23 protein-coding genes are annotated in these 24,062 nt (G+C 40.4%); 3 read left to right on the top strand and 20 right to left on the bottom strand.

Annotated elements, in window-relative coordinates:
* Positions 1-44: 44 nt before the first annotated feature.
* The 6 genes from N0M92_RS19375 to N0M92_RS19350 all read right to left on the bottom strand — a co-directional run bounded on the left by N0M92_RS19375 (position 45) and on the right by N0M92_RS19350 (position 6,804).
* The gene (locus N0M92_RS19375; RefSeq protein WP_260287365.1) at positions 45-1,595 is read right to left on the bottom strand and encodes a BCCT family transporter; all 1,551 of its coding nucleotides are present in this window, start codon (positions 1,593-1,595) and stop codon (positions 45-47) included.
* 195 nt (positions 1,596-1,790) lie between these two features.
* Entirely contained in the window at positions 1,791-2,873 is a 1,083-nt protein-coding gene (locus N0M92_RS19370; protein WP_260287364.1) for a tartrate dehydrogenase, read from the bottom strand.
* Between the two features lie 18 nt (positions 2,874-2,891).
* A complete protein-coding gene (locus tag N0M92_RS19365; protein WP_260287363.1) occupies positions 2,892-4,343 on the bottom strand; it encodes an aldehyde dehydrogenase family protein in 1,452 nt (483 codons plus the stop codon).
* Positions 4,336-5,418 (bottom strand): aromatic ring-hydroxylating oxygenase subunit alpha, encoded by a 1,083-nt coding sequence (locus N0M92_RS19360; RefSeq protein WP_192208154.1) that lies wholly within the window; start codon positions 5,416-5,418, stop codon positions 4,336-4,338. The genes N0M92_RS19365 and N0M92_RS19360 overlap by 8 nt, the downstream gene beginning before the upstream one ends.
* A gap of 90 nt (positions 5,419-5,508) precedes the next feature.
* Complete coding sequence (locus N0M92_RS19355; RefSeq protein ID WP_260287362.1) at positions 5,509-5,757, bottom strand: ferredoxin; 249 nt, start codon at positions 5,755-5,757, stop codon at positions 5,509-5,511.
* 27 nt (positions 5,758-5,784) lie between these two features.
* A complete protein-coding gene (locus tag N0M92_RS19350; protein WP_260287361.1) occupies positions 5,785-6,804 on the bottom strand; it encodes an NAD(P)/FAD-dependent oxidoreductase in 1,020 nt (339 codons plus the stop codon).
* 295 nt (positions 6,805-7,099) lie between these two features.
* Here N0M92_RS19350 and N0M92_RS19345 point away from each other — a divergent pair, with 295 nt between their 5' ends.
* Positions 7,100-8,473 carry a sigma-54 interaction domain-containing protein gene (locus N0M92_RS19345; protein ID WP_260287360.1) on the top strand — a complete coding sequence of 458 codons (1,374 nt, stop codon included), beginning with the start codon at positions 7,100-7,102 and terminating at the stop codon, positions 8,471-8,473.
* 235 nt (positions 8,474-8,708) lie between these two features.
* Here N0M92_RS19345 and N0M92_RS19340 read toward each other — a convergent pair whose 3' ends face one another.
* The 9 genes from N0M92_RS19340 to N0M92_RS19300 form a co-directional block, all read right to left on the bottom strand.
* Positions 8,709-9,431: an anti-sigma factor gene (locus N0M92_RS19340; RefSeq protein ID WP_260287359.1), complete on the bottom strand. Its 723-nt coding sequence runs from the start codon at positions 9,429-9,431 to the stop codon at positions 8,709-8,711.
* Positions 9,432-9,986, bottom strand: a complete 555-nt coding sequence (locus tag N0M92_RS19335; protein ID WP_260287358.1) for an RNA polymerase sigma factor — start codon at positions 9,984-9,986, stop codon at positions 9,432-9,434.
* A gap of 80 nt (positions 9,987-10,066) precedes the next feature.
* A complete protein-coding gene (locus N0M92_RS19330) occupies positions 10,067-10,537 on the bottom strand; it encodes a COG4315 family predicted lipoprotein (RefSeq protein ID WP_260287357.1) in 471 nt (156 codons plus the stop codon).
* A gap of 22 nt (positions 10,538-10,559) precedes the next feature.
* Positions 10,560-11,333 (bottom strand): extracellular solute-binding protein, encoded by a 774-nt coding sequence (locus N0M92_RS19325; RefSeq protein WP_260287356.1) that lies wholly within the window; start codon positions 11,331-11,333, stop codon positions 10,560-10,562.
* Between the two features lie 424 nt (positions 11,334-11,757).
* Positions 11,758-12,864 (bottom strand): GerAB/ArcD/ProY family transporter, encoded by a 1,107-nt coding sequence (locus tag N0M92_RS19320; RefSeq protein ID WP_260287355.1) that lies wholly within the window; start codon positions 12,862-12,864, stop codon positions 11,758-11,760.
* A 189-nt stretch (positions 12,865-13,053) separates the two neighbouring features.
* Positions 13,054-14,154, bottom strand: coding sequence for a GerAB/ArcD/ProY family transporter (locus N0M92_RS19315; protein WP_260287354.1), 1,101 nt, complete (start codon positions 14,152-14,154; stop codon positions 13,054-13,056).
* A gap of 47 nt (positions 14,155-14,201) precedes the next feature.
* Positions 14,202-14,405, bottom strand: coding sequence for a hypothetical protein (locus N0M92_RS19310; RefSeq protein WP_260287353.1), 204 nt, complete (start codon positions 14,403-14,405; stop codon positions 14,202-14,204).
* Positions 14,406-14,419: 14 nt separating this feature from the next.
* Positions 14,420-15,664 (bottom strand): Ger(x)C family spore germination protein, encoded by a 1,245-nt coding sequence (locus tag N0M92_RS19305; protein ID WP_260287352.1) that lies wholly within the window; start codon positions 15,662-15,664, stop codon positions 14,420-14,422.
* Positions 15,661-17,238: a spore germination protein gene (locus N0M92_RS19300; RefSeq protein ID WP_397443882.1), complete on the bottom strand. Its 1,578-nt coding sequence runs from the start codon at positions 17,236-17,238 to the stop codon at positions 15,661-15,663. Before N0M92_RS19300 ends, N0M92_RS19305 begins: the two co-directional genes overlap by 4 nt.
* 389 nt (positions 17,239-17,627) lie before the next feature.
* Here N0M92_RS19300 and N0M92_RS19295 point away from each other — a divergent pair, with 389 nt between their 5' ends.
* Positions 17,628-19,697 carry a Na+/H+ antiporter gene (locus N0M92_RS19295; protein ID WP_260287351.1) on the top strand — a complete coding sequence of 690 codons (2,070 nt, stop codon included), beginning with the start codon at positions 17,628-17,630 and terminating at the stop codon, positions 19,695-19,697.
* A gap of 68 nt (positions 19,698-19,765) precedes the next feature.
* The gene (locus tag N0M92_RS19290; protein WP_260287350.1) at positions 19,766-19,930 is read left to right on the top strand and encodes a hypothetical protein; all 165 of its coding nucleotides are present in this window, start codon (positions 19,766-19,768) and stop codon (positions 19,928-19,930) included.
* A gap of 120 nt (positions 19,931-20,050) precedes the next feature.
* On the opposite strand, the gene N0M92_RS19285 is transcribed toward N0M92_RS19290, so the two are convergent.
* From N0M92_RS19285 to N0M92_RS19265, 5 genes are all read right to left on the bottom strand, one after another.
* Positions 20,051-20,467, bottom strand: coding sequence for a DUF3021 domain-containing protein (locus N0M92_RS19285; protein WP_260287349.1), 417 nt, complete (start codon positions 20,465-20,467; stop codon positions 20,051-20,053).
* A complete protein-coding gene (locus N0M92_RS19280; RefSeq protein WP_260287348.1) occupies positions 20,467-20,922 on the bottom strand; it encodes a LytTR family DNA-binding domain-containing protein in 456 nt (151 codons plus the stop codon). Before N0M92_RS19280 ends, N0M92_RS19285 begins: the two co-directional genes overlap by 1 nt.
* Before the next feature lie 225 nt (positions 20,923-21,147).
* The gene (locus tag N0M92_RS19275; protein ID WP_192207930.1) at positions 21,148-21,633 is read right to left on the bottom strand and encodes a PaaI family thioesterase; all 486 of its coding nucleotides are present in this window, start codon (positions 21,631-21,633) and stop codon (positions 21,148-21,150) included.
* Between the two features lie 276 nt (positions 21,634-21,909).
* Positions 21,910-23,700: a glycosyltransferase family protein gene (locus N0M92_RS19270; RefSeq protein ID WP_260287347.1), complete on the bottom strand. Its 1,791-nt coding sequence runs from the start codon at positions 23,698-23,700 to the stop codon at positions 21,910-21,912.
* 37 nt (positions 23,701-23,737) lie between these two features.
* Positions 23,738-24,061, bottom strand: a complete 324-nt coding sequence (locus N0M92_RS19265) for a hypothetical protein (RefSeq protein WP_260287346.1) — start codon at positions 24,059-24,061, stop codon at positions 23,738-23,740.
* Between the last annotated feature and the right edge of the window lies 1 nt (position 24,062).

The following is a 24,062-nucleotide window of genomic DNA, read 5'->3' as shown; positions in this document are numbered from 1 at the left end:
GTTTTATTAGTGTCCATTATTCGACCGATGACACAATCCCCTGTTTATAAAGCCTTTTTTTTAGGAAGGGGCACTTTTTGTTCAGATTCTTTATTTTGTTTTTCTATTGTTAGACCTATTTCGGCTTTAAGACCTTTATATGTAGAATAACACATGATGAGCATTAGAACCGCCAAAGGAACCGCGGTTGCAACAAGTGCAGATTGCAAACCTGCCAGACCACCAGTCATGATCAATACAATAGAAATTGCCGCAATGACAGCTCCCCATATTACTTTTATTGAATGGGATGGATTTGGATTTCCATTTTCACTAAACATCCCTAACACAAAAACAGCTGAGTTGGCAGATGTGATAAAGAAAACCAGAACGAGTACCATAGCTAGAATACTTAAAAATGTAGTCATCGGAAAATAATCAAAAAATTTGAACAATGCCGATGTCACATCGCTCGAAACTGCAGTAGCTAGTGCTGCTTCACCCATATTTTGAATTAAATGAATGGCTGAGCCCCCCATAACAGCAAACCAGAAGAATGATCCTATTACCGGAATGAATACGGCACCCATCATAAATTCTTTAATCGTTCTGCCTTTTGATATTCTAGCGACAAAACTTCCAACAAGTGGCGCCCAAGCAATCCACCAACCAAAATAAAATAAAGTCCAACTAGCTATCCAAGTACCTTTTTCATCACTATAAGGCTCGGTCCTGAACGACATGCCTACAAAGTTCTGAACGTAATCACCTATCCCCTGGAAAAAGACTTTAAAAATGGTTTGGGTCGGTCCGAGAAAAAGAACGAAGGCCAATAATGCAAATGCTAGCAGCATATTTAGATTGGATAAATGTTTCATGGCCCCTTGTAGCCCAGAAACCGTGGATGCTACATAAATAATTGTCACTACCACAATGATAGATGTTTGAACACTAACATTCATCGGCAGATTCCACAGAAAGTTCAAGCCACTGTTGACCTGCAACGTACCAAAACCTAGTGACGTAGCAATGCCAATGACGATGGAGAGAATGACAAGCACATCAATCCCCTTTCCAATGGGGCCTCTGATTTTGTCTCCTATTAAGGGATAAAAAACAGAACTTAATGAAGAAGGTAATTTTTTTCTGAATTGGAAGAATGCTAAAGAAACTCCTACAAGTGCATAACAGGCCCAGGCCGAAACTCCCCAATGCAAGTAAACTAATTGCAAAGCGAGCTTTGCTGACTCTTCGGAAGAGGCTTTACCAAAAGGAGGATTAATATAGTAGGAAACAGGTTCTGCCACGCCCCAAAATACTAGACTGATACCAATGGAAGCACTAAATAGCATACCAATCCAAGTTGCTGTTTTATATTCAGGGCGATCGCTATCTTCTCCTAAACGTATATGACCGAATTTAGACAGTCCTATATACATACAAAACACAAAGAAAGTAAAAACACTCCCCAAAATGAACCAACCCAAATTATTGTAGATAAAATCAAGCGATGAATTAGAAAAACTCTCTAATTGGCTTGGCATGAATACACCAATGGCTATTAAGCCTAAGCTGATTGCTAATGATATGTAAAACACATATTTCTTACTTTTCATCCAATCACCCCTTAAATAATAAGATAGACAGTTTACACACATTATGTAAACGTTTTCTTAGTTGAATAAAAAATTAAATTTTTGTCATTAGCCCTCGATACCCATTCCGGGGCTAATGACAAAAAAGATGTAGTCAACTTCATTTCAAAATTTATATTAATGACCATTCAATCAAATTGAACGATCATTTCACCGTCAGACTCTGGATACAATGATTGACTCGATGATTTCCGCAACCCGGTCCCCCACTTCGGAAGTGGATGCCGTGCCACTCATATCGGGCGTGAGCACCTGGGCTTCCAGCAACAGTTGCTCAATCGCTTCAAGCACAATCTTACCATGCAATTCATAGCCAAAAAAGTCGAGCATTTGGCTTGCTGACCAAATGGAAGCAAGCGGATTTCCGATACCCCTGCCGGCAATGTCAGGAGCTGAGCCGTGAATTGGTTCGAACATCGATGGAAATTCCCTTTCAGGATTAATGTTGGCACCGGCAGCAAGTCCGATTCCTCCAGCAAGCGCTGCTCCTAAGTCTGTTAAAATATCACCGAACAGGTTTGAAGTGACAACGACCTCAAAGCGCTTCGGGTCTTTGATCATCAGCATTGCCGCTGCGTCGACAAGATATGAAGCCGTTTCGACTTCGGGATATTCCCTGCTGACCTCTTCGAATACTTGATCCCAGAAAACCATCGAATAATTCAAGGCGTTGGCTTTAGAAATGCTCGTGAGCGATCTGCCTTCTTTTTTCGCGGTTTCAAAAGCAAATCGGATGATCCTTTCCGTCCCTTTACGGGAAAACACACCGTTTTGCAGAACAACTTCATGTTCCTGCCCTTTAAACAGCCAATCTCCTGCGCCTGAATATTCACCTTCACTGTTTTCGCGGATGAACAGCATATCAATATCTTCACGTTTCACATCAACGAGAGGCAAGTGAGCCCCTTTTAATAATGTCACGGGCCGGATATTGACATACTGATCAAAACTTTTACGGATTTTCAATAATAGCTCCCATAGGGAAATATGGTCTGGAACGCCCGGAAACCCGACCGCTCCCAAATAAATCGCGTCAAACGATTTCAGCTTTTCTATCCCATCATCATCCATCATTCTACCATTTTCGGCATAAAATTCGCAGCCCCATGGAAAGTATGTGAAATCCAATTGAAAACCTGAATCGAGTTCAGCCACTTTTTTTAATACTTTTATGCCTTCATTAATCACTTCAGGGCCAATGCCATCTCCTGCGATAACCGCAATTTTGAATTGTTTCATAAATGATCTCCTCGATTTTCAGTCTTGGTTCCAAACGACCAATTTCATTTCGGTCATTTCTTCCACAGCGTATTTAATGCCTTCACGGCCAGTCCCGCTTTCTTTGACTCCGCCGTATGGCATTTGATCGACACGATAGGTCGGCACATCATTGATGATCACACCGCCTACATGCAATTCCCGTGATGCGTACAATGCGTTTTTCACATTGTTTGTGTATATCCCGGCCTGCAAGCCAAAGCGGGAATCATTCACTTGATCAATCGCTTCCTTCACTGAACCCACTTTATTTACAATGACAACCGGAGCAAATGCTTCCTGGCATGAGACTTTTAGCGTATGATCCGCATCTGTAATGATTGTCGGTTCAAGAATGTCACCTTGCAATTTCCCCCCTGCAGCGATCGTTGCCCTACTGCCTTTAGTTTCCTCAATCCAGCCCAATACACGGGTCGCTTCCCCTTTGGAGATTAAGGCGGAAATATACGTATCCGGATCCAATGGATCGCCAATTCTAAGTTTTTTGGCCGCTGCAGTGAATTTTTCGACAAACTCTTCATACACTTCTTCATGTGCATATACACGTTGCAATGAAATACAGACCTGCCCCTGATTGGAGAAGGCACCCATGATGCAGCGATCGATAATTTTATCGATATCTATATCTTTATCAATGATTAAGGCCGAGTTCGAGCCAAGTTCAAGTGTGGTCTTTTTCAGACCCGCTTTGTTGCGGATTCCGATTCCAACGCTTGGGCTGCCTGTGAATGTGATCATGCTTACCCTATCGTTTTCTACAATCGCTTCTCCGACAGTGCCGCCCGGTCCTGTCACTACATTTAATACGCCAGCCGGCAGACCCGCTTTTTCAAAAATTTCTGCGATGAAAAGTGCGGACAGCGGAGTTTGCGAAGCAGGCTTCAAAACAATGGTGTTCCCTGCAGCTATTGCCGGTCCTACTTTATGCGCCACTAAATTCATCGGGAAGTTAAATGGAGTGATGGCACCAATGACCCCGATCGGTTCTCTTAACGTGTAACCAATTCGGCCAACACCGCCTATGGCTGCATCAAAAGGAATTGTTTCACCGTGAATCCTTTTTGCCTCTTCAGCCGAGAACTTATACGTTTCGATGGTCCTTCCAACTTCCGCTTTTGCGAACATGATCGGTTTGGCTGATTCACGGGAAATGATTTCTGCCGCTTCTTCCGCATTCTCCATTAATAACGCGACAGCCTTCTCCAATATATCCGCTCTTTGATATGCTGGCATTTTTGCCATGACTTCGCGCGCATTGTAGGCGGCTGCAATCGCCTTTTCGGTCAGCTCTTTATCCGCCATGGCAATTTGGGCGATTTCTTCCCCGGAAAAAGGGGAATATAGCGGGGCATAGCTTTCCGTTTCGACTTTCTCGCCATTGATCATCAAATATTGTTTCATCGATTTAAATTGATTCGCTAATTTACTCATTTAGGGCCTCCAATACCATTTCATGAAATTGAACAATTGCTTTTTCCGAAGAAGAATATCTACCTTTGTTAAAGGCACGGGAGCGGAAACCGATTTGTTCCAGCTCTACAAGCTCCACATCTTCTTGACGGACTTGTTCGGCAAACGTAACAAGATCTTTCTCTTCCTGAGTCAAATTCTCATCGCGGAAATAATATGTGTAAACAGCCAAAGTCGTTTCGTGATCAATCGGAACCATTTGAATGGTTGCCATATTTCCAGGACCTGGATAAATGGTCAACATCAAGTTAGGCCACAGCCAGAAAAAGGATCCTCCTTGCATTTCCGCCTTATTTAAATCAACCGTTCCGTAATTTTTATCCGGTTTAACAATCGAACCTTGCAGTGAATAGTTATCACAAGTAATGATTTGGTAATCATCCATATCAAGTGCTGCAACAAAGCTTGGATGTGCTACATGGCAATGGTCACATTCTAAATAGTTATCTATGAACGCTTTCCAGTTTGCCTTGATCACCCTCGTTTTTTGGCTTGTTCTTTTTAGCTCACTTAAAAACGGGTATTTACTTAAACGATCAAAGAAATCGCCGTAAGATTCACTAAGCGGTTTCGCATTATCATCCAAGTTTACAAAAATTAAAGATTCCAAGATTTCCATGCGAACGGAGCGTAAACAGGCATCTTGTACACAGGCTTCATCTTCTCCTTTAAAATTCGGAGCTTTGTTCAATTTCCCATCCAATTTGAATGTCCAACCATGATAACTGCATTGTAAAATTTTCTTCTTGCCTGATTCACTTTTTTCAAGCTTAGTTGCACGATGCGGACATACGTTATAAAAAGCGCGGATCACCTCATCCTGGCCGCGGTTCACTATGATCGGCTCATTGGCTACCTCTGTCGTAAAAAATGATCCCACTTTTTCCAATTGGCTGACATGACCCACAAGCTGCCAAGATTTAGAGAATACTAGATCGATTTCCTTTTCGAGTACTTTCGGATCCGTGTATTTGTCATATGTCAATGTTCTTTCAAATGTTCGATTTGTTACATTTTCCACCTTGTTATAAGCCATTATTCATTTCCCCCTAAAAAATGATTACTAGCATCCCTGCGATACTAGTTATTAAAAATTGATATTTCTTAATTGATCCGAACTTCAGATTCAGCCGGCTGACACTGGTAAATTGGCGAAAGGTTCCGTCGCCAACTTAATCGAATCTGTCGGACAACCATCAAAGGCATCTTCCAAGTCTTCCTCCAGATCTTCGGATACTTCGGTTATTCCTGTGTTGGCATCCAGGATTGAAAAGGCGATTCCTTCATCGTTATAATCGAAAATCTCCGGTGCAGTCGCTCCACAAGCCCCGCAAGCGATACATGTCTCCTGGTCAACTACTGTGTATTTAGCCATGTGGTTTCCCTCCCTCCATTCACATGATTAAACGGACGTTGTGCTTTTCTCTTTTCCTCCCATTGTGCTCGTGCTGTGCAGAGGCTGAACTTTCGCACTCGGGTCGATATGAACTTTTGCATTACTCACTGCTGTAGGCGCTTCACCGAACCCGCTAGCAATCAGCTTCACCTTGCCTTCATACGTGCAAATATCTCCTGCTGCGTATATGCCTTTGATATTCGTTTCCATTTTAGAATTGACAACAATGGAATTGTTTTGAATTTCAAGACCCCAATCCTTAATTGGCCCTATTGATGATACGAATCCATAATTGACGAGAACGTCATCGACTTCCAATTCAAGCGGTTTTCCACTCTTCGCATCTGTCACAATCACTTTTTCTATATGTTCATCTCCGATCAATTCGGCTGGGAGATAAGGAGTCAAGACCTCAACCTTGGATTGTTTCAAACGCTCTACACTATGTTCATGGGCACGAAATTTATCCCTGCGGTGAATGAGTGTCACTTTTTCGGCTATCGGTTCAAGCATTAGCGCCCAGTCGACCGCCGAATCACCGCCACCGAACACAACCACTTTCTTATCAGCGAATTGGCTCATATTCTGGACGAAATAATGAAGGTTGGCATTTTCAAATCTTTCTTCGCCTTCCATTTTTAGTTTCCGAGGCTGGAATGCCCCGTTTCCAGCAGTTATGATTATCGCTTTCGAGTAATGTGTTTCTTCGGATGTCGTAATGGCAAACATCCCATCCGTAGTACGAACAATGGTCTCTACAGATTGATTAAGACAAATATCCGCTTTGAATTGACCCATTTGTTCCAGTAATCGATCGATTAGCTCCTGGGCCTGGATTTTCGGGAAACCTGCAATATCATAAATGTATTTTTCAGGGTACAAAGCAGATAGCTGCCCTCCCAATTGAGGGAGACTTTCAATGATTTTCACTGAAGCTTGGCGCATCCCCGCATAAAAGGCTGTGAATAAACCAACCGGTCCTCCCCCGATAATAGTGATGTCAGATACTTCATACTTTTCTTCCAAATTCATTCCCCCTAGATGTCTTCCTTGAATAAGATAAATCCGCTTACTAGAAGTCCGCTATGCTCAGATGTCGATTCATGCAATAATATGACATGCAAACGTAGCACTTCGTCAATTTCACCAATTGATAATTTTATATAATGCAATATGTGTGCCAACCTCCGGAAACACTCTAAATAAACAAAATATTTAGAATTCAAATTGAAAACGCTATCATACCGAGTTATAATTAACTCGAAATTGATGAAACCTTAATCAAAATTCACTCATTCCCTTTTGAAAAGAGGATTACCCTATGAAAAGTACGGATTCTACTGACAGTGTCGAGATGACGCTCCAAACTTTATTAAAAATTCTTGATCATTCCTCAGATGAGATTTTCGTCCTTGACGGCGAAAAACGGATTCTTTACGTCAACAAGGCATGTGAGCGCCATTATGGTCTGAAACCTACTGATGTCATTGGCAAATATAATGTGGACTTATTTGAAAAAGGGTACTGGAAACCCTCCATCGTGCCTGAGGTATTTAAAAGGAAAAAACCTTGCTACATAAAACAACAAACGTATATCGGGGCTGAATTGATGACATCAGCGATTCCAATTTTAAATGATGCGGGGGAAATTGAACTGGTCGTCACTACATCCACAGAAACCCAAACATATAAAATGTTAAAAGCAAATGAAGCAAGGGGTGAGTCAAAAATCACTCACGACGAAGATGAAACGGGGAGATTCATTACTAATAGCGGTAAAATCAACCGCATCCTCACTTTTTGTGAAAAGGTCGCGCCGACTGATTCCACGATTTTAATCCAAGGGGAATCTGGAACGGGAAAAGGAGTGCTTGCCCATTTCATCCACCGGATCAGTAAACGGAAAAGCAAACCTTTTCTGACAATCAACTGTGCAGCCATCCCGGAGGAACTGCTCGAATCCGAACTATTCGGCTATTCAAAAGGTGCATTTACCGGTGCAAACAAAACTGGAAAACGCGGATTGATTGAATCCGCAGACGGTGGCACTGTCTTTCTTGATGAAATTGGGGAAATCCCGCTCGCTCTGCAGGCAAAGCTTCTCCAAGTAATCCAGGACAAACAATTCATTCCCGTCGGCGGCAGTGAAATGAAAAAAGTCGACATCCGCATCGTCGCAGCAACAAACCAGAACTTAATAGAAATGGTCAATGATAAAAGATTCCGGGAAGATTTATTTTACCGTTTGAATGTGATTGATATTCAACTGCCTCCATTGCGAGAACGTAAAGAAGATATCATTCCCCTTACGTACAATTTTTTAAATAAGTTCAATGAAAGATATCACGAAAATAAAGTCATTTCGGAAGAATGCTTGAATCTATTAATTCATTATTCATGGCCCGGCAATGTACGCCAGCTCGAAAACTTGATTGAAAGGTTGGTCTTAATAAGTGACTCCGTTATTTTAATGTCCGACTTGCCAGAAATGATAACCGAGAACGTTGAAAAGGTCACACAGATCGATCTCCCCACTACTCTCGATAAAGCACTTGATGAAACGAAACGGATCTTGATCAGGAAATCTTACCAAACATATAAATCATCAAGGAAAGTCGCGAAGGACCTCTCAATCAGCCAAACGAAAGCCTCAGCATTGATCCGGGAGTACTGTGAGGACTTAATGAATAAATAGGCACCATGAAAATGACAATGTTTGTCCACCCTTAAACAAGTCCATTTGCCCCCACCCGAAAAATGCTGGTTATTCGTTGCTAGTGATCGATGGTGAAGGGTAAACACTTATATTCCCAATTCATATGAGCTTCCATTGTAAATCGCGACCTCTTCTTGTTAAAATCACTTAGCTATTAAAATCAGGCACGAACAGTAAATAAGAGACTTCCCCTTTGCGGGCAAGTCTCTTATTTTTAAGAAGATCCTACTATTTTTTCGCCTCTCGGCTTTGTACTATTTGCATCTGGTTCTCTTGTGATGCCAATATGATTGAAATTATCATTAATGGACAGTTTGTATGTCAATGATCCTGTGCCGGATTCATCAGGCTTGAAAGTTCCTGCGTTTGTCCGTTTTCCATCTTTCAGCAACCACACCTGATACACCTCGGACTTTTGAAGGCTAGGCAAATTCTGAATCTGAACGATTAACCTTCTTTCTTCTCCTTGCTGCAAAATGTATGCAGCACCGTCCGTATTCATATTTACAGCGGTCTTATCGGCTGGCTGCAAAGATAGCGACGTTTTAACCTCCATTGGCAGATCGACAGCTGCAAGTTCTTTTTTCAGTTGAATATTGGAATATAACAGCCCAAACGCCAAAACCAGTGCGATTAGTAAGAGACCTGAAGTGACTGGTGTAAACTGCTTAAAGAAAAAACCACTCCAATTCTTTTCCCTTCTCACCGGAGCTTCATCATCAGTCTCAAAGACAAAATTCATAACCTCTGATTTCAGGGAAGAAGAAGGTTCTATTTCTTCGAAATCCCACTTCAATGAATTCCAGGCTTCCGTCATTTGTTCATACTCCCTAGTGCATTCAGAGCATTGCATTAAGTGTTCCATGAATGCTTTTTTTTCTTTTTCTCCCAGTTCACCCGATAAAAATGAAAGCAGGTTAGTGCACTCTGTATCCATTTACAAACCACCTACTTCCAAATGCTTTTTCAACAATTTAAGCGACTGATGAAGTCTGCTCTTGATGGTACCAACCGGTTCATTTTCAATTTTGGCAATTTCCGTTAACGAGTACCCTTTCCAATACAGTAAATCAATCAGCCTTTTTTGCGGCTTGCTTAACTTACTCTTTGCATTGGCAATTTCACTGTGTAATAGCCCATTTTCTATATCATTATTAGGATCTTCTATGTCTATTGGATGACTCATGTCCATTTGTTTGTTATTCCGGATATGAACGCTGTCTTTACGGACATAATCCACACACACATTTCGTGTAACGGTCAAAAGCCAGCTTACAAAGTGCCCCTTTTCGGAATTGTAACTGCTTTTTGTGGTCCAGAGCTTTAAAAAGACCAACTGCACAATCTCCTTCGTTTTTTCAGCATTTCCATTTGTGAACTTAAAAATATAACCATAGATTAATTTAATATGCCGGTCATAAAGTTCTTCCAGAGCAGGACGATGCTTTTTCATTACTAGTGCCATCAATTCCTTATCAAGTTTTTCTTTCAATCGCACCTGCAACTCCTCACAAGTAAATTTTTGAAAAAAACGTATAACAGGAACGACCATCAGTGATCGTCCCTTTTTTCTTATTTTGGAAAAATCGTCTTGTTATTTACAATATACCAAACTTTTTTCACACCTTCGCCATTGACATCTCCCGCTGCCTTATCATTCACAAAATAGTAGAGTGGAAATCCTTTGTAGGTTACCTGCTCTTCCCCCGTATCTTCCCTTTTAATGGTTCCAAAGTCTTTTTCCTCAAATCCTTTAGGGACAGCAAAATCCCTTTCCATGAATGGCGGCCATTTTTTGAGACAATCACCCATGCAATTGCTTTTTCCTGATTTATCATTCTTGAAAAAGTAAAGTGTCATTCCCTTGGAATCAGCGAGGTATTCGTCTGTTGTTTCACTTTCCAACAATTTTAGGGTTACCGCTTTTTCATCGGCAGTCCCACTAACCACTTGATCATTTTTGGGTGAATCATCAGCTTCATTTCCACATGCCGCCAAAACTAGGACCATCATAAAAACTGAAGATACCATCCACTTTTTCATATACTCTCACTCCTCATAAAATTTACTTCCATCCCCATTTTTGAAATACTTGATGAGATTCTTCCGTTTTAAGATAATCAATGAATCGTTTTGCTTTTTTCTTGTTTTCACTCTTACTTGTTATGCTTACCGGGGTCCCTCTATAGAGCTTGTCTTTTTCAGGAAGTTGAACCAGATCCGTCTCATCCGCCAGACGGTAATGCCAGGATTCATAAGTAATCCATGCGTCCAATTTAGAATTTGCCTTCCATAGATCGATAGCTTCTGCACTGGACTTCACTGAAATGTCAATATTCCTGCTAATTCCAGGGATCAATCCTTTTCTTCCGGCCAAATCTTCCCATAGCCCCAGTTGCCCGGCTCCATTAACATCTACAATCTTTACGCCCTTCTTCGTTAAATCCTCCAATGACTGTATATTCTTCGGGTTTCCTTTTCTAACCAGAATGCCAGCTGACCGTGCATACAATTCTGTACGTTTTTTTTCATCAAGGACCTCCGGATAATCATGCATGAATTCAGTCAGCATATACTCGGACCCTCCGTATATGATATCTGCATCCTGTTTGGCTTGATCAATCCATTTTTCTTCAGGTCCCGCTGTAACTTCAACTTTTATCCCTGTTTCTTTGGTGAATCGTTCCGCTATTTCCTTGATAGGTCCAAGAGGGCCACCTGGACCGTATACTTTTACGACATCGTTGACTGCTTGCCCCCGTTTCGTACCCATTTCCGGTGAAAATCCTAACAAGACTGCCATCAATGCTATCCAACCGACAAAAATGACCTTTTTCAATTCTTTTATCTCTCCTCTCTAAAAAGCCTTTGTACTATAGATAACGGGACAAACTTCCAAACGGTTTGAAAAAATTGTTAATTATTTTTAACTTGCTGCAAAATACATCTAATGATCTCCAGTTTCTCGCAACAAAAAAACCATTCGAAAACGGAATGGTTGCAGATGAGACAAACTCCAAAATAATTGAGTTTGCCTACAATTTTTTGTAGGTTTTTAAAATGGCCGTTGATTGGAATGTAGTGCCCGCGGCGCCATTGCGCCTGCGGTTTCTCCCATTGAAGCGCTTTTCTAAGCAGGAGTCTCGTACATTTCGTTCCTATCAACTTTGTTTTAACATGAAGATAGAGTTCCTTTTGCCTACTTTCATGCCCACACTTTTTCAAGCCTCTTAAATCAAAGATCAAAAAATCGGCAGAAAAGGTCAGCTTGATTTGCTTCCCTTTCTCTGTCTATTTCTTTTTCTAACCATTGCAATTCCCAACAATAACAGAGGAATAATCGTTTGCATCAAAAGTCCATGAAAAGGGAAGGCGACGATATCATATCGACTGACATCCATAGAGCTAGGATACGACCAAAAGCCGAATTCTACAATCAAAATCCCCATCGGCCATACAACAGAACGATAGTCGGAGAGATTCAGCCACTGCGCAGTACCCAAAGCAGCTGCATAATAAAACACAGAAATTTTGACAAACGCTCCTACTATCCATACGGCCATGATGGCCGACTCCAAATGTTCAAAAAAGTTGGCTAAACTGATATACCGAGTTACATTCATCAGGGGATAATTCTTTGTGGATGTTGTCGATTCGAGTACAAAAAGAACGATAAGATTCACCACAACTAACGTCATCATCACAGCAAACACAGTCATCATCCCATATTTCATTCCTTTTTTCACATCCGATAAAAAAGGGAGGAGAAAAATGATCAGGAAAAACTCGCTGAACCATCCTCCCGGTATAATTGAACCTTTGATTGGAGGCATAATTCCATTCCCCAATATCGGGAATATATTCTTAAATTCAAAATCAGGGCCGAGTAAAATGATTAAGAGGAGGATCGGAAGGATAAAAACAGGAACAAACAATTGGGCAGCTCTCCCCAACACCTCTATCCCTCCACGGACGATAAAGGCACAGAGGAGTAGCATCGATGCCATGATCACGCTAATCGGAGTTTTGACCAGAAAAGAGTCGACAATAAACTCTCCATAACTCCTTAGGATTTGCCCTGTGATCGGGATATAAAAAAACAAGAATAAAAAACCGAGAATTTTCCCCGGAATCCGACCAATGATCTGTTCACTGAATTGGATAACCGTTTGTTTCGGATAAAGTTTGTGCAGTTTATAAGCGATATACACCGTCGCATACCCGATGAGAGACGCCAAAATGGGGGAAAGCCATAAATCAGTTTTGGCATATTTGGCCGTGATGCTTGGGACACCAAGAATAGCCGTTGCCACGATTGTTGGATATATCATGAATGTCATCTGTAAAGCTGAAATTCTTCCTTTCTCCATCGTCTTCCTCCTTTCTGTGGTAGTACGTAAATCTGAAATCATACAACCCCCTGGATAGATTCACTTTTTCGTATACTCTTCAAACGGCTAAAAAAAGATGCAATCCATTCAGTTGGTTCTACCCCCGTTGCACGAGTATGGACATAGATAGCACCTTATCGATAGGATATTTAGCAAAAAAACGCCCATTCAGCTAGTTTCGGTTCCTTTACGATTTCTTTTCCTTACAACCGCAATCACCAACAATATCAGAGGAATAATCGTTTGCATCAAGACTCCTTGTAAAGGGAATACCATGTTATCATTACGATTAACATCTATTGAGCTAGGCAACGACCAAAAACTGAAAATGACAATCAAAATCCCTATCGGCCATACAATGGGCCGATAGTCGGAAAGATTCAGCCACTGCGCCGTACCTAAAGCAGATACATAATAAAATACGGAAATTTTCAAAAACGCCCCTACTACCCATACCGCCATGACGGCGGACTCCACATGTTCAAAAAAGTGGGCGATACTAATGTATCGAGATGTATTCATCAAGGGATAATTTTTTGAGGGTGTTGTTCCCCCTAGTACAAAAAGAACCAAAAGATTCACCACAATTAACGTCATCATCACGGCAAATACAGTCATCATCCCGGATTTCATCCCTTTTTTCATATCCGCCAAAAAAGGAAGAAGAAAAATGATCAGAAAAAACTCGCTGTACCATCCTCCCGGTACAATCGCGCCCTTGATTGGGGGCATTAAGCCATTACCCAATACCGGGAATATATTCATAAAATCAAAGTCAGGAATCAGCAAGAGGATTAAGATAAAGATTGGAAAAATAAAAACCGGTACAAACAACTCAGCAGCTCGCCCCAACACCTCTATTCCCCCGCGTACGATGAAAGCACACAAAAGCACCATCGATGCCATGATCACACTAATAGGGGTATTGACCAGAAAAGAGCTGACAACAAATTCCGCGTAGTCTCTAACGATTATCCCCGTGTTCTGGATATAAAAAAACAAAAGTAAGAAACCGAGAATTTTCCCCGGAATCAGACCAATGATCTTTTCAGTGAATTGGAAAACCGTTTGTTTTGGATAAATTTTATGCAGTTTATATGCAATATACACCGTCAGATACCCTATTAGCGCAGCAAAAATGGGGGAAAGCCATAAATCAGTTTTGGCATATTTGGCAGTGATGCTTGGAACTCCGAGCATAGCCGTTGCCACAATCGTCGGATACATCATGAATGCCATCTGCAAAGATGAAATTTTTCCTTTCTCCATTTGCTCCCTCCTTTCTTTAATGGAATGAATTTAATGCCGCAACAGATTCACTTTTCCATAAACTCTCCAAATGGCCTGAAAAGAGTTTCCATCCATTGAGTGGGTCCTGACATCTGCGGGAGATTGAACATGGACAGAACCAAGCCAGTGAGGAGCAGTGTAAGAAATGCCACTTTATCTTTTTTGGGATTTTTTTTCATTTTCGGCCATTCAAACAAAATGATTAAAGCTACGATCACGGTTGTACACAAAAAGGCCCCCCATCTCACTTGTCCTTCACCTCATTTTCAGACAAACCTGCCGGTTTGTTTATATAGCCCTGTCTTCGAATATGGGCCGCAACATCGATTTCCACTTCCATCTCAGCGAATATATCATCCCAGTGGTTTTCGACCTTATTAAACTGTTTAGGGTATTTCCTATAGAAATCTTTACCCAACCCTAAAATGTCCGCTTTCTTATCCTGAGTATGCAGAAAAGCCATCTTGATGCGATCTTCTATATCTTTTTGGTATGCTTGTTCTGCAGCTTTTAGCATTTTTGGACTTGAAAGGTTTAAATTCGTTCCATTTTGTATAACAGCTCCTTCTGTATTTACCTTCACCAACAATTTCCATTTGTTATTTCGAAATTGCGGAATCTTCTTGATTTGAGCCGTCACTGGATTCAAAGAAATCTCCCCTTTCACACCTTTGGGTTGAAAGGTCACGGTGTATGATTCCATTTCATCCCTTAACCACAACAGCCCTCTTGTTTCTTTTTCTGTCATCATCCCGGTCATCTTATCCTTTTTTATAACGGCTGTCCCGAAAATGTAAGGAATTCCCTGTAATTTTGTTTGCCCTTTCCCCGGCGGCAATATTTTAACGACTGGAAGTGCGGCAGCTTGAGGTTTACCTGTTAACATTTCATCTAAATCCTGTAGTGTGACCAGCATCCCAATATGTAAATCAGATAGTTCTCTGAGCACTTCCCCTGAATAGTTTTCCAGGGGCGGCAAAGATTCAAGGATAGGCTTTGCTTTCCCTTTGCTGACATACACATTTGCTCTCTCTCTTGGCTGAGGATGACGCAGCAAAAAATCCAGCTGCTCTTGAATTCCTTCCATCGCTAACTTTTCACCGAAAACAAATACCTTACAATGTCCCCAAAATACTTTTCTCGGAATCTTGCTTTGAAGCTTAGACAATGCATCTGAAATATTGGGGCCTTTTTCACTTCTAACCAATGTCGTAACCGCACTCCCTCCCTGGCTGGTCGCTCCTGAACTGCCTCCACTGCTTATGGAACTTGGAATGAAGACTTGGACGGATAGTTCGATTTGATTATTATCCTTCTTATCGATGGCGGCTGCTGTGACAATCGCCAAATCAGTGATTTCTATTCGATCCCAACAACCGCTTAGAAAAGGGGTCGTTCCACAAATAACGAGCAAAAGAAGGACGCTTTTCATGAAATGACGCCTCTTTCCTTTCTCCGAGATCCTTTTTCGCTTCCAGCTATTATTCACTCCGTTTCACTCCCCCTTTTTGGATTTGGTTTCTGGTCCTGGGCTTGACGGTATACATTAGAATCCCCTGTGAGACGCGGGCGTGTATCCATCATCCACCAAGGGGCTCTCCACAGCACATCTTTCAGCTCTTTACCTTTTAACGTCGCCAGTGGCGCTAAGTATGGAACGCCAAAGGAACGTAAGCTGCATAAGTGAATGACTATGGCGATGATTCCCATCATGATGCCAAGCAGCCCTAAGGTACCGGCAAGCAACATCATTGGGAAACGCAGCATCCGGAAAGCAATTCCGGCAATATAGCGAGGCATCATAAAAGAAGCGATTCCCGTAATCGCAACCACAATGACCATTGGCGCTGAAACCAAGCCCGCTTGTACGGAAGCTTGACCAATCACTAGCGCTCCAACAATGCTGACGGCAGAACCTACCTGCTTCGGCAATCGAACCCCTGCCTCCCTTAGTGCTTCAAACGTAATTTCCATAGCCAATGCCTCTACTATTGCAGGAAAAGGGACCGATTCCCGGGATGCTGCTATGCTTAGCAGGAGTGCGGTTGGGACCGCCTCATGATGGAACGTTAAAATAGCAACATAAAGTGAAGGAAGCAAAAGAGATAATCCCATAAAAAAGTATCGTAACCAACGGATAAAGGTGCCTGCCATAAAACGTTGAGCATAATCCTCTTGTGATTGAATTAAAGAAAAGAAGGATATTGGTGCAATTAAAGTAAAAGGAGTTCCTTCTACAAGAATGACAGCTCGTCCCTCCAGCAAGCTGGCACAGGCTACATCCGGCCGTTCTGTCGACATGATCTGAGGGAAAGGTGAAAACGGATTGTCCTCGATCATTTCCTCGATGTACTCGCTTTCTAAAATACCGTCTATTTTAATTCGTTCCAACCGTGTTGAAATCTCTTCAATCAGTGTTTTATCCGCAAGTCCATCTATATAAGCAATCGAAACATTCGTCCTGGTAAGAGTTCCAATCTTCATAGATTGTATTTTAAGGGCAGGACTTTTGATAATACGTCGCAATTGGGAAGTATTTACCTCTAGAGATTCAATAAATCCCTCTCGTGACCCCCTAACTCCCCCCTCTGCCACAGGTTCTTCAATCGCCCGCTTTTCCCATTTGGACAATCCTAAAGAAAATCCATCGCTTCCCCCTTCATATAGAAGGATCGGGTTTCCAGAGGAAATCGATTCAATGCAATCCGCAAACAATTTCACTTTTACCACTTTAGGAACGGGCATTTTATGTTCAATAAACTCATTTAATGGTTGTGGTTCTTTTGATGACTCCTGCATGAGTGGGGATAGCACATATTGCTCTATCGCCTCGATGTCTGAGAGTCCCGCAATGTAAATGAGCATCGCCCGCGTCTTTCCGAAAAGTAAGAACGAGCGGAACATGACATCCGAGCAATTATCATAAACAGAACGAAGTGTTTCTACATTTTGACTGAAATTCGCATCAAGTGAATCTGCAGGTTTGGAATCCAGATAATCATTTTGTACCAGGGATTTTTTTTCTTTCTTTTTTCTTAACAATTTGCCAACATTACGAATCAAGCTGGTTACCCCCATTTTTTTGCAGGTCGCTCTAACTCCATTTTTCTATGTTTCTTCATTAAGGGTATTTTATACAGAAAATCATAAACTCAGCATGAACTTATATTTAGCAAATTGAAAAGTTATGTTATAAGTTGATATTGAATAAACCGTAATCCTATGTGATATCCTGTTTGTAATTAATAACAAAGGGGTATATCAAAAACCGAGGCTAGTGAAAAATACTGCCTCTGTTTAAGTATGGATTTTGACCAAGATATGCAAGGCCATAAAGTGGGGGATACTTTTTAAAGGATGGATATTCGCTTTAAAATACCTCTTCTTTTTTATCTCTTTATAGAAGATTCATGGGCAAGCAGACTAAAACATTAGAAGATAAGGGAGATTCTATGTCATTCTTAATCACATTGCTCGGATTATTAGTTTCCACAATAATCGCTACAATATTAAATGCCATATGGACTCGTATTCCACTGCCGATATATCAGATATCCATGGGAGCTGTGCTTTCATTATTGCCATTTCAATTATCATTGGATTTTCACTCAGAATTATTCATGATCTGTGTCATTGCTCCGCTGCTCTTTACAGAAGGAAAAAATACGTCCCGTAAAGAATTGCTTGAATTGCGTAAACCTATTCTGTTATTGGCCTTTGGGTTAGTGTTCGTGACTGTTTTTGCAGGAGGTTTTTTCATCCACTGGTTAATACCCGATATGCCGATGGCTGTAGCTTTTGCTTTAGCAGCAACGATTACCCCTACAGATGCCGTAGCGGTACAATCGATTACAAAAGGGTTGAAATTGCCCGGAAATATGATGCCCATCCTTGAAGGTGAATCACTTTTCAATGATGCTGCTGGAATCGTTGCTTTTAAAGTTGCCTTGACAGCTGCCCTAACTGGGGTATTTTCTATAAAAGATGCTTCGCTAAATTTTATATTTGTAGCTTTAGGCGGTATCTTTATAGGTATCCTATTGGGCTATTTAATCGTTAAATTACGATTATTTTTACGGGTTCATGGACTTGAAGAAATCTCCATGTCCATTGTTATTGAACTGATTACGCCTTTTGCCATATATATGGCAGCTGAGGAATTCCATGTATCCGGAATCTTGGCAGTGGTTGCTGCAGGTGTAATCCATGGCATCGAGCGGGACCGCCTTCAGAGTTCCACAACTAAATTGCAAATTGTATCAACTAATACATGGTCTGTATTAGGTTATGTTTTGAATGGACTTGTATTTGCTTTATTAGGATTCATGTTGCCGAGTGTTTATCAGGAAATTGAGTCCGACCTAAATAGGGGTAATCTTTTTTGGATAAGTGTTTTGATTGTTCTTTTATTATTGGTGATCCGTTTTATTTGGGTATACATTTTGCATGATACTTTCACGAAAAACAGAGTGAATCCCTTAGAGCAATTCATCATGTCAAGGGTTCATCCAGAAGATAGCGAAAATACCGATGATGATTATGTCTCAAAATCCCGATTTGCATTTTTGACATCCGTTTGCGGCATTCATGGTACCATCACATTGGCTACAGCTTTATCCATACCATATTTCATGCCGGATGACACTTTATTCCCGATGCGTAATACAGTCTTGTTTATCGCAGCTTGCGTCATATTATTAAGCGTCTTATTGGCTACGGTTCTCTTGCCATTACTGGTAAAGACACCGGTTGTATTCAAAGATGAGCGCCTAACCCCTGAGGAGGCTAATAAAATTATTTTAAATAAAACGATCGAACAGCTGAGCAAAGAAGCAACCATCGATAATCAGAAAGCAGTCCATCAAGTGATGGAAGATTTAAATGAACAACTGATAGATTTGGAGCGGGGAATAACGAATAGACCGGATAATCGGACAATACGCGATTTAGTGGAGATTGGTTCCAACAAGGAATTGGAGGTCGTTTCTGGATTAGTCGAAAAAGGGACTATATCGCAAACAGCCTTTGAACTTTATAAAGTGTATATTTCAAGAACCTTAAATTATATGCAAAAATCTTCGCTGAAAAGGGCTTGGATCAATTTGCAGGCCATTCTTTTCAAGAAAAAGATCAATGTCAAATGGGATAAGAAATGGGAAGCTAAATTGGAGGACTCCATCGTTAAAAATGCTGACCTTATACGGGAGTTCCGTAAAGCCCAAAAAGAAGCTTCAAAGGAAGCTATTTCATTGATCAAACAACAAACTACACCTGAAAACCGTCATGAAGTCATGCTTGTCATTCAAAGATATAATCGTTATTTGAATCCATTCGGAACATTAAGTGAAAAAGAAGCTAATCGCTTTGAAGAGATGGTGAGTCATTTTCAGTTGAATGCAATGCAAATCGAACGTGATATCATTCAGCAAATGGTTGAAGATGAGCAAATATCCATGCAAACAGCGACTGAGCTTAGACAGAACTTAATCTATGATGAAATGTTAATGATAGAAAGACGATAAAATACAAAGAGACACCGATACAACAGCGAACGGTGTCTCTTTATTTAAATCCAAAGGGGGTCAAACAAATGGAGAAATGTCATAGGAAAAATGAAAATAAAAAGACCTGCTATAGATCGAGCAGGTATAAGGGTTTCAGTTTAAGTTGGTACGGTATCTTCATGGCACCTGATCCCATTATCCTTTTTGGTGTTCTTGTTCAGTCAAATGGTAAGTTCGTTTTGCAGCTTTAACTGTTGTTCCAATTGAACATACTGCAGTTGATGAAGCATCATGAAGCCGGCGGGTTATACGAAAATGCCTTTATTTTCTTGCGGATCAGCTTTACACCTCTCTAACTGATCAATCCATGCTCAATTCTCTCTTTTATTAAGTCCATCATTCAATATCTTCACTTGATGGCGGAAATATAGATAGAAAATGATCCAAATGATCATATAGAATGGTATGAAAATCCCAATTCCTATAGCTAATCCTTTTAAGCTGAATGGAATCCACCCAACAAAGAAGGATAATAGGAAGTAAAGGATGCTGACAGTCAGGAAGTGCAGAATGGTTTGAGATAATAAACTCCATTTTTCATTTTCAAAGATGATTGTTGCCGTGCTGAAGAACCAGCCACAGCATAAGCAGCCTATTGCGTTTTTTACAAATATTTCACTGTCTAATGCTGTGACCTCCCCAAAAGCGATCACTCCAAAACACGTCAGCACCATCACGAGTGCCCCAAGGCAAATCCCAGCAAAGCTACGGAATAATAGTGTTTTCATCATAATCCCTTCCTTTTCCATTGAAATGCTTTCTTGATCCCTTGAACATAGTGGCGAGAAACATATTCTTTTTCCCCTGATCGGAAATACACACATAAGGTACCGTTGAAAGATGCCTCGAATCTGCTTAACTCATCCAAATTGGCAATCACTGACTTGGACAAACGCACGAATTGATTACCAGGAAGGTCCCTTTCCAGTTCATATAACCTTTCTTTCATTTCAAAAGTACCCTGTTTCGTCCGCACCATTATGGAATCTTGCTCTGTGAACAAACAGATAATTTCTTCTGCCCGGAAGACATGCTGCATTTCTTCTTTTCTACCAACAAAATACGGTCTTTTCCTCCCCTTCAAGCGCTCCATCAGTTCCTGAACTTCCTCATTCCATTCATGATTGCGGATAAGCACCTCTATCGCCTTGATCTCCTCATCTATCTCTACGTTTATTTTCATTCTGCGACCTCCCTTTGCTTATAATGTAAGTATATTAATATCTTTGATATTTCGTTTGTGATTTCCAGCTACATGCCGCTTTATAGCGATAACATGCTTGAAATGGATACTCAGATACACTAAATAACCGTCCAAATAATTGGACGGCCCTTTGCAAAATCTTACTTCCCTTTTGATTGCGTTCATATTAATTAGCTTATTTAATGACCTTTTCCAAGAGTTCGATCACTCTTTGCTTGTAAACGTACTTGGCATCACCACGGCGACAACCTCGCCTCGGGCGCAAAGTTTATCGATCGCAAATACCTCTGTTTCGATTCTCCATTTCTTAGGATGAATTTCATGAATTTTCCCAACGGCCATTAATGGCACATCATTTGGGGTTGGCTTTACGAACTCCACTTTCAGTGAAGCTGTCACGAACCTGGGAGGCTCCACTCCATCTCCAACTTCATGCCCATTTTTACGATGCATTGCCAGTGCAGCTGAACCTGTCCCATGACAATCAATTAACGATGCAATCAAGCCACCATAAACAAATCCTGGAATTGCGATATGCTCTGGACGTGGTGTATAAATTGTCCTTGTTTGTTCGCCTTGCCAACCCGTTCGAAAATGATGACCATCTTTATTTAACCGACCACATCCATAACACCATGCAAATTCATCTGGATAATCATCTTGAATCGCTTTTAGCACATTCTCCTCCATCAACTCTCCTCCTTTTTCAGAATATTATAACACTACTAAAGGATAATCGGTCTATTAGGTAAATGGTGAAAGAGTAGTGTTTTAGTTTTAATTTTCATGAAATCGTAAAATGACGCAGCTTTATACATACTGAGGAAATCGACAACATACATAAAAAGTTTGCAAGTATCCCTGCTACTTTACTCGATATAAATGACAAAGGCCCCTGTAAGCGTGCAGCATTCAGGAGCTTTCTTTTGACTAATATATAGTTAAGAAGTGTCTGCCATTGCATTATTAAAAGTTAAGCCTTTTTCTTAAATCCCAATACTTGAATGTCATTTTACCCATTTTCGACTTCGAAAGTGAATCATATTTACGTCCAAGTGCTAGGTTTTGTTTTTCCAGCTTAGTAATTTGTTTAAGCTGAACTGTGTTCAGTTTTTTTAATTGCTTCACTTCTTTAACCAATTCTTTATTTTTCACTATAATTTCATTGTTTTTATTATCGACAATTGCCTGTCCTTTCATTGAAACTTCCACATCTTTTGGTTTTAATTTAGGATTGCCATAGGTTTCAAACCCTATCGTTTTTAAATATGGCATGTTATTTTGAAAATTTTGTTCAAAGTTTCCATAACTTTTATGGATGTGGAGAAATGAATAACATCCTGATTTTTCCATCGAAGTGATTCGACCATACCCAGACAGTTTAAACAGTTTTTCAACTCGTTTTATTTCTTCAGGTATGTTTTTGACAATATAGGTGAAAACTTCGTCAACATTAAACTCTGCAGGCAATTTTTTCACTTTTTTTGATGGTGCAAGCTTATTCAGTTCATCAAAATCATCTTCATCAATATAAAACATATCCGAGCTTTCCTTCACATAATCTGTAATACGTTTACTCCATAATAGACCTTGCAGTTTTTTTATGGCTTCCGAAAATAAAAACTGCCTGCTAACTTGATACATTCGTTGCGCAGCAAACTCATATATATCCTTATTACATAGCGCTAATTTGACAGCTTTACGGAAATCCTTCTCTGTAACAGCATATAACGGGTAATCTTCGCCAAAAAGCTTTATATGCATTTCAGTTGGATTCATTATTACAGCCTTCCTTAAGATCCCATACTCCAATAGCTTTGTAGACAGTTCCAGACTGCTGTCCATTTCCTCACTTCTCCAGGTTATCCCAATATCACTGTTCACGATTAATTGTTGGGCATTCTCCCTTGTCAATGCCCCGTACCATCTAAGCCCATCTGTATTTTTAAGGAGGTATGCCGCTTCTTCCTTAAAATGAGAATCATCTTTAACCCATTTGAATTTATCCCCCGCTACATCAAGTGACAGATTCGGAATCTCGCGTTTTAATTCTTTAAAAGCAGTAATGATGGGAATGGTCTTCCAATCCGGGTCGAATTTCCCTGTATATACAAGTTTGTTTTTTAACCGGGTCTGCCCTTCTGCTGATTCAACGTTCGGTATCATCGGCGTAAGCAGGGAAACTTTGTTTTTTTCTTTATTCAAATTAAGAATCTCAATGACAAAATCGCACATCTCTTCTGTTTGACATAAGAAATACGCACATTGATCATATATATTTTTGATGCTCTCAAATTTTTCTTCATTAACATCCTGACCTATGTGAGTCAAGCCTGTAGCATAAACTAATGTATTCTTTATGATATGCTTATGCTTTGCTATTTTTTCAACAGTCTCAATGCTTCTTACAAATAGCCAATCATATTCCTTTTGACTCCAATAATGTGAAATGAGCATTTCAGCTATATCAAAATCAATGACACCTTTTTTTACCCACTCATCATCGGTGGCCCTAAAAAATGGATCAACAAAAGGATTGAGAATGGTTATATTATCAAATTTCTCAAGAGGCTGAATTAGGATATCACGTTTGACCGGGCTAGCTAAAAGTAAGTCAACTTCGATGTTGGAATCTAAAGCAATGGTCGATGCTAAGGAAGATAAAAATACTGCAGACCCATCCATTGAATTCATGTCAATAAAGCCAAATAGAAGCACCTTCATTTTTCTGTTTTCAACTAGTTCATGTGAATTCAAAGTTTTCACTCCAATGACTGAAATCTGATATGAATTTTTATTTTTTTATTTGCTCTTTAATAGATGATTTAAGCGCAAGATATTTTAGCGTGAATTTCCCTGCATATGTAACGTTGAATTTGTGTTCTAATAACTTAAGTCTTCGCATTTCTTTGTTAAGCTTAATATTTTCTATTTGGGCCATCTTTCTTTTTTCTAATTCTTCCCGCAGCCTATTATTTTCTTTTGTCATATTCTCAATTATTTTTTGCTTTTCAGTGCCACTTGCCTCTATGAGCTCCAATGTCATGGACATCATGTCTTTCATTTGTAATTCAAGTTCCTCATACATAGTTTTCCAATATTCGTTTCGTTCGTCCATA

The organism is Peribacillus aracenensis, from assembly GCF_025175645.1.
In the GTDB taxonomy this organism is placed as follows: Bacteria; Bacillota; Bacilli; order Bacillales; family DSM-1321; genus Peribacillus; species Peribacillus aracenensis.
Note: the sequence above shows the minus strand (reverse complement) of the source record. Positions and strands in the feature narration are given on the sequence as shown.